8 protein-coding genes are annotated in these 9,398 nt (G+C 62.9%); all 8 read left to right on the top strand.

Translation table 11 applies throughout. The features are described 5' to 3' along the window. The first annotated feature begins 7 nt into the window (after nt 1–7). The 8 genes from C9383_RS06865 to C9383_RS06830 all read left to right on the top strand — a co-directional run bounded on the left by C9383_RS06865 (nt 8) and on the right by C9383_RS06830 (nt 9,365). On the top strand, nt 8–274 hold the full coding sequence (locus C9383_RS06865) for a DUF2934 domain-containing protein (protein WP_060752711.1): 267 nt from the start codon (nt 8–10) through the stop codon (nt 272–274). Between the two features lie 132 nt (nt 275–406). Beyond that, nucleotides 407–2,566 carry a glycogen debranching protein GlgX gene (gene glgX, locus C9383_RS06860; protein ID WP_090370803.1) on the top strand — a complete coding sequence of 720 codons (2,160 nt, stop codon included), beginning with the start codon at nt 407–409 and terminating at the stop codon, nt 2,564–2,566. Between the two features lies 1 nt (nt 2,567). After that, complete coding sequence (locus C9383_RS06855) at nt 2,568–3,566, top strand: acyl-CoA dehydrogenase family protein (protein ID WP_090370801.1); 999 nt, start codon at nt 2,568–2,570, stop codon at nt 3,564–3,566. Further along, entirely contained in the window at nt 3,563–4,321 is a 759-nt protein-coding gene (locus tag C9383_RS06850; protein ID WP_060752708.1) for a PIG-L deacetylase family protein, read from the top strand. The genes C9383_RS06855 and C9383_RS06850 overlap by 4 nt, the downstream gene beginning before the upstream one ends. Then, nucleotides 4,318–4,917 carry an SAM-dependent methyltransferase gene (locus tag C9383_RS06845; protein WP_090370799.1) on the top strand — a complete coding sequence of 200 codons (600 nt, stop codon included), beginning with the start codon at nt 4,318–4,320 and terminating at the stop codon, nt 4,915–4,917. Before C9383_RS06850 ends, C9383_RS06845 begins: the two co-directional genes overlap by 4 nt. Further along, nucleotides 4,914–5,573, top strand: a complete 660-nt coding sequence (locus tag C9383_RS06840) for a glycosyltransferase family 2 protein (RefSeq protein WP_090370798.1) — start codon at nt 4,914–4,916, stop codon at nt 5,571–5,573. The genes C9383_RS06845 and C9383_RS06840 overlap by 4 nt, the downstream gene beginning before the upstream one ends. Nucleotides 5,574–5,754: 181 nt before the next feature. Beyond that, nucleotides 5,755–6,516, top strand: coding sequence for a PIG-L deacetylase family protein (locus tag C9383_RS06835; protein ID WP_090370796.1), 762 nt, complete (start codon nt 5,755–5,757; stop codon nt 6,514–6,516). A gap of 248 nt (nt 6,517–6,764) precedes the next feature. Then, a complete protein-coding gene (locus tag C9383_RS06830) occupies nt 6,765–9,365 on the top strand; it encodes an autotransporter family protein (RefSeq protein ID WP_090370794.1) in 2,601 nt (866 codons plus the stop codon). Nucleotides 9,366–9,398: the final 33 nt, after the last annotated feature.

The following is a 9,398-nucleotide window of genomic DNA, read 5'->3' as shown; positions in this document are numbered from 1 at the left end:
CATTGTGATGAGTACTGACGACAAACGAATACGCGAACTGGCGCATCAGATCTGGGAGTCTGAAGGCAAGCCTCACGGCGAAGATGCACGCCACTGGGAGATGGCACGCAAGTTGGCGGAAGCCGAAGCACTGACGCCAAGCAAACCTAAGCCCGCCGCCAAACCGAAGGCCGCTGCCAAGCCGCCTGCGACAAAAGCCAAACCGGCAGCGGTAAGCAAACCGGCACCGCCGCCGGCCAAGAAACCGGCGGCGCCGAAAAAGCCCAAGCCGTAACCCCGTGACGCCATAAGCCTTCTGCCGGTCTCGCCGGCAGGAGGTGCACTCACTTTTCAAACTTCTCAGCTGAACCCTCGTCAGCGCGGTTTCGTTCGGCCCGGAAAAAGACCCTTGCAGGAGCAACATCGAATGAGCAAACCCCAAAAGACCCCATCGACGTCGGGCAATGAGCCGTCGCGAATCCGTGAAGGCTTGCCCTTCCCTCTGGGCGCCACCTGGGACGGTCTGGGCGTCAACTTCGCGCTGTTCTCGGCCAACGCCACCAAGGTGGAGTTATGCCTGTTCGACGACACAGGCGAGGTCGAGCTTGAGCGTATCGAACTGCCCGAATACACCGACGAGATCTTCCACGGCTACCTGCCCGACGCCCACCCCGGGTTGATCTATGGCTACCGGGTGTACGGCCCCTATGACCCGGCCAACGGCCATCGCTTCAACCACAACAAATTGCTGATCGACCCCTACGCCAAACAGCTGGTGGGCGAACTCAAATGGTCCGAGGCGCTGTTCGGCTACACCATCGGCCATCCGGACGACGACCTCAGTTTCGACGAACGCGACAGCGCGCCCTTCGTGCCCAAGTGCAAAGTGATTGACCCAGCCCACACCTGGGGCAACGACCAACCGGTGCGAGTGCCATGGGACCGTACGATCATCTACGAGACCCACCTGCGCGGCATCAGCATGCGTCACCCTTCGGTGGGCGACTCGGTACGCGGCACCTGCGCCGGGTTGATGAACGACGATGTGCTCAAGCACATCCGCCAATTGGGCGTATCGTCGGTCGAGTTGCTGCCTGTGCATGCGTTCGTCAACGACCAGCACCTGCTGCAAAAAGGCATGACCAACTATTGGGGCTACAACAGCATCGCGTTCTTTGCCCCCGACCCGCGTTACCTGGCCAGCGGCAAGATCGCAGAATTCAAGGAGATGGTCGCGCACCTGCACGAGCAGAAGCTGGAAGTAATCCTCGACGTGGTCTACAACCACACCGCCGAAGGCAACGAACGCGGCCCGACCCTGTCCATGCGCGGTATCGACAACGCCTCCTACTACCGGCTGATGCCCGACGACAAGCGCTTCTACATCAACGACTCCGGCACCGGCAACACCCTGGATCTGAGCCATCCGTGCGTCCTGCAAATGGTCACCGACTCCTTGCGTTACTGGGCCAACGAGATGCACGTCGACGGGTTCCGCTTCGATCTGGCGACGATCCTCGGGCGCTACCGTGACGGCTTCGACGAGCGCCACAGCTTCCTGGTCGCCTGCCGTCAGGATCCGGTGCTGCGCCAGCTGAAACTGATTGCAGAGCCATGGGACTGCGGCCCAGGCGGTTATCAAGTCGGCAACTTCCCACCGGGCTGGGTGGAATGGAACGACCGCTTCCGCGATACCGTGCGCGCCTTCTGGAAAGGCGACGATGGCCAACTGGCGGATTTCGCCGGGCGCATGACCGCCTCCGGTGAGATGTTCAACCATCGGGGCCGCCGGCCGTACAGCTCGGTGAACTTCATCACCGCCCACGACGGTTTCACCCTACACGATCTGGTCTCCTACAACGACAAGCACAACGAAGCCAACGACGAAAACAACCAGGACGGCAGCAACAACAACCTGTCATGGAACCATGGCGTCGAAGGCCCCACCGATGATCCGGAAATCAACGCGCTGCGCCTGCGCCAGATGCGTAACTTCTTCGCCACCCTGCTGCTGGCCCAGGGCACGCCCATGATTGTGGCCGGCGACGAGTTTGCGCGCACCCAACACGGCAACAACAACGCGTATTGCCAGGACAGTGAGATCGGCTGGGTCAACTGGGACCTGGACGATGACGGCAAGGCGCTGCTCAAATTCGTCAAACGCCTGATCAAGTTGCGTCTGGCCTACCCTATCCTGCGTCGGGGCCGCTTCCTGGTGGGCGACTACAACGAAGATATCGGTGTGAAAGACGTCACATGGCTGGCGCCGGACGGCAATGAGATGAGCACCGAACAATGGCAGGAAAGCCACGGCCGTTGCCTGGGTATGCTGATGGATGGCCGCGCCCAGGAAACCGGGATTCGCCGCGCCGGGGCCGACGCCACCTTGCTGCTGGTGGTCAACGCGCACCACGACATGGTCAATTTCCGTCTGCCGCCGGTGCCTGAAGGTGAATGCTGGACCTGCCTGCTCGACACCAATCAACCCGCGGTACGTGGCCAGGAGCGCTTTGATTTCGACCACGAGTACGCGGTGACGGGGCGTTCACTGCTGTTGTTCGAACTGCAGCGCGACGACGAGGTGTGACATGGCGTTGCATCATTTCCTTCAAGGCTATCAGGGCTATGCGGATACGCAGGCCCTCGGCCGGGCGCTGAGGGCGCTGCAGGAGGAAGGCCTGGACCAGCTGCCGTTGCCCGGCAGCGGCGCGACATTGGCGCGCTTCAGCCGCCTGGCCCAAGTGGCTGGGCATGATTTGCGCCTGTGCAAGTTGTTCGAAGGGCATACCGATGCCTTGGCGATCATCGCCGAGCTGCACAGCCCCGCGCCGCCCTTGGGCAGCACCTGGGGCATGTGGGCCGCCGAGCCGCCCACCGCGAAGGTGCGGGTGCGGCGTGACGGGCACCGGTTGCTGATCGACGGGCGCAAGGCTTGGTGCTCCGGGGCGGCGGTGGTCAGCCACGGGTTGCTGACGGCCTGGGATGAGCAAGATCGCCAGCAATTGGTCGCGGTGGCCATGGATCAACCCGGCATCACCGTGACCGACGAAGGCTGGGATGCCGTCGGCATGGCGGCTACCGGCAGTGTCGAAATCGTCTTCAACGAGGCCCGCGGCCTCGCGGTCGGTGGCCCGGGCGATTACCTGTCACGCCCGGGTTTCTGGCAAGGCGGGATCGGGATCGCCGCCTGTTGGTATGGCGCCGCCCAACGCCTGGCTGAGGTACTGCGTGAGCAGTGTGCAAAACGCCCCGAACCTCACGCCCTCGCCCATCTCGGCGCAGTCGACAGCGCCTTGAACAGCGCCGCGTGTGTACTGCGTGCCAGTGCCGAACAGATCGACCGGCAGCCGAGCGCCGATGCGCGGCTCTTGGCTCAACAGACACGCGCCTGCATTGAGGACACCGTTGAACAGGTGATCCACCACGTCGGCCGGGCCGTGGGCGCGGGGCCTTATTGCAAGGACCCGCACTTCGCCCAGTTGATCGCGGATCTGCCGGTGTATGTGCGTCAAAGTCACGCCGAACGCGACCTGGCCGCCCTGGGTGAACAGGTCGCAGGCGAACCCACAGGAAGGTGGCAGTTATGAGACCCAATCCGATCGTCGGCCAAGGCACGCCGTTGCATCAATGGCAGGCATCGACGCGCCTGGCCGAGTTGCCGGTGGTCAGCGTCGAACAGTTGGTGCCCGAAGGCCATCGCGCCGTGATCATCGCACCTCACCCGGACGATGAAGTGCTCGGGTGTGGCGGCCTGATGCAGGTCCTCGCGACGTTGGAGCGGCCCATTCAGTTGATTTCCGTGACTGACGGCAGCGCCAGTCATCCGGGCTCGCGCCGCTGGCCGGTGGAACGCCTGAGCGTGGTGCGCCCACAGGAGTCGGCCCAGGCCCTGCACCGCCTTGGTCTGCCGTTGCACAGCCTGAAATGGCTGCGGGCAGGTTTTGCCGACAGCCAGGTCGCGGCGCGGGAAGCGCAGTTGGCCGCGTTCATCCAGCGCTACCTCAAGGCCACCGACGTGGTGTTTACCACCTGGCGTGAGGACGGTCATTGCGATCATGAAGCGGTCGGTCGTGCCAGCGCCCAAGCGGCCCAGGCCGTGGGCGCGACCTTGTACGAATTGCCGGTGTGGACTTGGCACTGGGCCACCCCCGAAGACAGTCAGGTGCCCTGGCACCGAGCCCGCAAGATCCCGATGACGCCCCAGGCGGTCGCCCGCAAGCGTCACGCCATCCACGCCTTTGCCAGCCAACTGGAGGGCGACCCGCAGGCGGGCTTGGCCCCGGTGCTGGCGCCTTATGTGGTGGAACGCTTGCTGCAACCTTTTGAAGTGGTGTTTGTATGAGCGTGGCCACCCCGTATTTCGACCAACTGTTTGCCGGCAACGACGACCCCTGGGCCTTTCGTCAACGCTGGTATGAACAGCGCAAGCGGGCCCTGACCCTGGCCGTGCTCACACGGGCGCACTACACATCGATCTTCGAACCCGGCTGTGCCAACGGCGAACTGAGCGCCGAACTGGCCACGCGCTGCGATCAACTGGTGTGTTGCGACACCGCGGCGACGGCTGTGGGACTGGCCAGGACGCGTCTATCGGCATTTCCCCATGCCCAGGTGCAGCAACGCCGCCTGCCCGAACAATGGCCTACCGGCCAGTTCGAATTGATCGTGCTCAGCGAGTTGGGCTACTACCTGGACGCCGCTGATCTGCGCCGCCTGATTGACTGCGCCCTTGCCTCACTGGCCCCCAACGGCCAACTGCTGGCCTGCCACTGGCGGCCGCTTATCGAGGGTTGCCCGCAGACCGCTGAACAGGTGCACGCCCTGCTCCAGCAGCGACTGGGCATGCACCCGGTGGTGCAGCATCACGAAGAGGATTTTCTACTCGACCTGTGGAGCCGCGATGGCACCTCGGTCGCAAGCCATGAGGGCCTGCGATGATCGGCATTTTGATCCCGGTCCATAACGAAGAAAAGTTGTTGGGCGAGTGCTTGAAGGCGGCGATGATCGCGGCCAGTCACCCAGGCTTGCTCGGCGAGGCGGTACACATCCTCGTGGTGCTCGACAGTTGCAGCGACGCCAGCGCGTCGATTGCCCAGGCGTACCAGGTACACAGCCTGCAGGTGCAGGCGCGCAATGTGGGGCAGGCGCGCGGTGTGGGTGCGCGACATTTGCTCAACCAGGGCGCGCGATGGATCGCCTGCACGGACGCCGACAGCCGCGTCGCCCCCGATTGGTTGGTGGCACAACTGGCGCTGGGCGTGGATGCGGTGTGCGGCACGGTCACGGTGGATGCCTGGAGCGAAGGTTTCGACCCGGCGGCGCAAATTCGCTATCACCAGGCGTATGAGGCCCGTGACGGCCATCGGCATATCCACGGCGCCAACCTGGGCGTGAGTGCCGGTGCCTACGTACAGGCCGGTGGTTTCGAGCCGCTGGCGTGCCATGAGGATGTGCAGTTGGTGCGCAACCTGGAACGCTGCGGCGCCTCCATCGCCTGGAGCCATTCGCCGCAGGTGATCACCAGCGCACGCCTGGATTGTCGCGCCCAAGGCGGGTTCGGTGACTACCTGAAAAGCCTGGTGCAGCTTGCGTAAAAAAACGCCTGGCCGACATGTAAAAGCGCTAGATCCTTGTCTATGCTCATAACGCCTTGCACAGCGTTCCAAGGTTGGAACGCCGCGCACTCACTACAGGCAGGAGCCTGAGGTGAATAAAAAGGAGTCGTCCCGTCAACCGGGCACGACCCCGCATCAACCGACAAGGATGTGACCCCCCATGAAGCCTGCCTCGTTAAGCGAAGGCCGTCGCGGCCCCGCGCAAATCTGGAACAGCGCGCCGCAACTGGCGCAAATACCCATCATTTCTTTGACCTCACTGGTGCCGCCCGGCGCCCGCGTGGTGGTGATCGCGCCCCACCCTGGCGATGAAGTCCTGGCCTGTGGCGGTTTGCTGCAACTGCTCAGCACCCGCGAGCATCCGCTGAAGTTGATCTCCATCACCGATGGCAGTGCCAGCCATCCTGGCTCGAACGTATGGCCGGCCAGGCGCCTGAGCGTGGTGCGGCCACAGGAAAGCGTCGAAGCCCTGCGCCGCCTGGGCATGCCGTTGCACAGCCTGAAATGGATTCGCGGTGGCTTCCTCGACAATGCGCTGCCTGCACGCGAACAGCCGATGAGCCAATTCATCGCCCGCTACCTGCAACCCGGCGACGTGGTCTTCACCACCTGGCGCCGCGACGGCAATGCAGACCACGATGCCGTCGGCCGGGCCAGCGCCAAGGCGTGCAGCCTGGTAGGTGCGCAGTTGTATGAACTACCCATCTGGGCCTGGCATTGGCCGGCACGGGAAGGCGTGGTGATTCCCTGGCAGCGCGCGCGCAAGGTACGGCTGGACAGCTGGAGCGTGGCGCGCAAGCTGCACGCCGCGCACGCCTACGCCAGCCAGTTGGCCGGCGACCCGCAAATTGGCCTCGCCCCGATGATGGCCCAGGTGCTGCTCGAACGGATGCGCGAGCCTTATGAGATCGTATTTGTCTAGCCGGGCAGTCGTCTATACCTGTTATTTCTGACAGTGGTGACCCTGGCGAACTGCGACTAAGGTGCGCAAAGTGCTGCACATGTTGAGGTGCAGTCGAGAAAGCCATGCCAACCCTTTGCATTGGCCGGTGTTTTCGAACAGGTAACCCGTATTCCCTGATCCGTATCGCGCTTCACGTTGCCATGGCCTGAACCCTACCTGGATTGCCCAGGTACCAGGACAACGAGCCTCTTGAGCGAGGGCGGATCATGCGCACACCAACTTCACCCAGGCTTTACTTGGGCATTGCTACATCAGCGATGCTCGCCACCTGGCCCCTTCTTTCCCAAGGGGCCTGTACCACGAGCCCCGGGCCTTCAGGCCAGATTTTCACCTGCACCAGCGGCACCACCCCTGGCATCACCGCCTTGACGGGCGATAACCAGGTGCTGTTCCCCAGTGGTAATGCGGTGATCAGCGGCAATATCCGGTTGGGGCCAGGCGGCGATCTGGTGCAACTGGATGCAACCGGCACACAGGTCAATGCCTCAGTGGATATGGGCGATGGCGCCAATATTTTCCGGCTGAACAAGGGCACCATCAACGGTGACGTGACGCAAGGCGCGGGCGCCGATGTGATGCAGATCAGTGGTGGTCAGGCGCGGGCAATCTTCCAAGGTGCCGGTACGGATAAGCTCTTTATGAGCGGCGGCATCGTCGAACCAGTGGACCAGGGAGACGGCAGCGATGAGCTCAACATAAGTGGTGGCTGGATCAAAGGAGCGTTTCTCAGCGGCGACCGCGCGACAATGACCGGTGGCCGTATCGGCCGGGTGGACATGCGCCTCGAAAAAAACCTGTTCGATATGAGCGGTGGGGATGTGGACGGCAGCGTAGTCACCGGCTTCGACAAAGACACCATCCTGATTTCAGGCACTGCCCATGTCGGCGGCAATATCAGCACCAGCGGTGGCGACGACTTCATCCAGGTCACTGGCGGAGAGATCATGGGCCAGATTCTCGCCGGCACGGGTGACGACACCTTCATCTGGCGCGACGCCGGGCTCATTCATGGCGCGATCCTGTTGGGGGCCGATAACGATACCGCGCTGCTCCAGAACCTGAGCGAGAGTACGGCGTTGTCCACGTCGCAACTCGATGGTGGCCCCGGCAACGACACGCTGACCCTGGATAACACTCAGGCTAACGACCCGGAACGCTTTAGCAACTGGGAGACGGTGCGACTGGACAACAACTCCAGCCTGAAACTGGGCGGCACATTCGTACTGGGAGACAGCGGCACCGGAACTGGCACGATGACAGTCGACGGCTCAAGCACGCTGTTGGTGGACACGGGTGTCATCAGCCCCTTCACCAGCGGTCAACTGGCCACACTGAACAACGGCGGGCTGATCGACATGACCGGTAACCCCACGGCCACCCACAGTCTGACCGTCAATGGTAACTATAACGGCACCGGTGGCCGGCTCGCGCTCAGTAGCGTATTGGACGGCGACGGTTCGCCCAGTGACAAGCTGGTGGTGAGCCAGGGCACCCTCAGCGGCACCACCAGCCTCAGCGTCACCAACCTCGGCGGCAAAGGCGCTGCGACCTTGCAAGACGGTATTCTGGTGGTGCAGGCGATCAACGGCGCGACCGGCGCTGGCACTGCCTTTACCTCCTCCGGGGTATCCGCAGGCGCCTTCAATTACTACCTGTTCAAGGGCGGCGTCACCCCAGGCACGGAGCAAAACTATTACCTGCGCAACACCGTCCCTGTCACGCAACCGCCTGACCCGGTCATCGTCACCCCGCTACCGGAGCCGGTACCGGGCACCCCGCCGCTGCCGCCGAACCCTGTCGTCACGCCCATAGACCCGGCGGCCCCGATTAATCCCATCGTCAAGCCGATCCCGCTCTACCGCGAGGAAGTGCCCGTCTATTCCGTGTTGTATCCCGCAGTGCAACAAATGGTGCAAGGCATGCTCGGCACCTATCACGAGCGCCAGGGTGACCAGGCCCAACCGCGACAGACCGGTGTATTCCCCACCGGCTGGGCCAGGGTGTATGGCGGCAATGGTCGCCAGGGTTTTACCGGGACGGTGAACCCCACATTGAACAGCTCGCGGAGCGGCTACCAACTGGGCACCGATCTCTATGCCCACGCTCACGACACCGGCCAGACCCAACGCGCCGGCCTGTTCGTTGGCCAGGGTCGTTTGCAAGGCAGTATCAAAGGCTTCAATGACGGCTTTGAGGACAACAATGCCGGCGACGTCACCTTGCGCAACAAGAGCCTGGGCGTCTATTGGACGTTGATTGGGGCCAACCGTGCCTACCTCGACCTGGTGCTGATGAAGTCCTGGATCGACGGGCATAGCGAGTCTGATCGGGGCATCAAGATGAAGGTCAAGGGGCGCGACGTGACGGCCTCGGCCGAAGTCGGCTGGCCGTTTTCCATCAGCCCACATTGGGAACTTGAACCCCAGGGCCAGTTCATCGTGGGGCACAGCTCACTGGACAGTCAAAATGACGGCCCCTCCGCAATCACGTTCCACAGCGACACCAACGTCACCACCCGCCTCGGCGCGCGGCTGCGAGGTGACTACCAGGTGCGTGGCATGCCGCTGCAACCCTATGTGCGGGCCAACGTGTGGCACACCGGCGATGGCAAAAGTACCGTGAGGTATAACGGCGTGACCGATATCAACATCCAACAAAAATCCACCACGATGGAGCTGAAAGTTGGCGCAACGCTGAAAGTCGCCCAGGATGTCAGCGTTTACGGCGAGTTGGGTTACACCAGCAATCTCGACAGCAATGCCGTCAACGGACGATCAGGCACCGTGGGTGTGCAGGTCGATTTCTGAGTCTTTGTATCGCAGTGTGTATGGCGACCACTG

This window comes from Pseudomonas palleroniana (assembly GCF_003031675.1).
In the GTDB taxonomy this organism is placed as follows: Bacteria; Pseudomonadota; Gammaproteobacteria; order Pseudomonadales; family Pseudomonadaceae; genus Aquipseudomonas; species Aquipseudomonas palleroniana.
This window is presented reverse-complemented; position numbering and strand designations above follow the sequence as displayed.

Coding starts and splice junctions, on each gene's coding strand:
- C9383_RS06840 (WP_090370798.1), top strand. CDS start 4,914: ATGATCGGCATTTTGATCCCGGTCCATAACGAAGAAAAGTTGTTGGGC.
- C9383_RS06845 (WP_090370799.1), top strand. CDS start 4,318: ATGAGCGTGGCCACCCCGTATTTCGACCAACTGTTTGCCGGCAACGAC.
- C9383_RS06850 (WP_060752708.1), top strand. CDS start 3,563: ATGAGACCCAATCCGATCGTCGGCCAAGGCACGCCGTTGCATCAATGG.
- C9383_RS06865 (WP_060752711.1), top strand. CDS start 8: ATGAGTACTGACGACAAACGAATACGCGAACTGGCGCATCAGATCTGG.
- C9383_RS06835 (WP_090370796.1), top strand. CDS start 5,755: ATGAAGCCTGCCTCGTTAAGCGAAGGCCGTCGCGGCCCCGCGCAAATC.
- C9383_RS06830 (WP_090370794.1), top strand. CDS start 6,765: ATGCGCACACCAACTTCACCCAGGCTTTACTTGGGCATTGCTACATCA.
- C9383_RS06855 (WP_090370801.1), top strand. CDS start 2,568: ATGGCGTTGCATCATTTCCTTCAAGGCTATCAGGGCTATGCGGATACG.
- glgX (WP_090370803.1), top strand. CDS start 407: ATGAGCAAACCCCAAAAGACCCCATCGACGTCGGGCAATGAGCCGTCG.